The following is a 257-nucleotide window of genomic DNA, read 5'->3' as shown; positions in this document are numbered from 1 at the left end:
AGGGGATCGTCACCGATCCCGGGCTGCGGCTGGAGGCCGTCGAGCGCGTGCTCTGGGCCGCGCACGACGCCGGGCTCGGCACTGCTGGCGTGATCGCGTCACCGATCGCCGGCACGCACGGCAATCGGGAGTTCTTGGCCTGGTTCCGCGCGGGTGCGCCCGACCCCTCTGCGTGGCGCGAGGCTCTCCTCCACCTTGCGCCCTGAATGAACGTTCTCCACAATCTCCGCGCCTCCGGCACATCCCGCCCCGAAAAC

At 70.8% G+C, this 257-nt stretch carries 1 protein-coding gene; it reads left to right on the top strand.

What is annotated here, in order from left to right; all coding sequences use genetic code 11:
- On the top strand, positions 1-206 hold a 206-nt coding region (locus ACZ2XM_RS15585), incomplete at its 5' end, for a hypothetical protein (RefSeq protein WP_490619028.1).
- Positions 207-257: the final 51 nt, after the last annotated feature.

The organism is Psychrobacter sp. CoH-33_TS_01 (genome assembly GCF_058189395.1).
The sequence above is the reverse complement of the archived record's forward strand: the minus strand, read 5'-3'. Positions and strand labels throughout refer to the sequence as shown.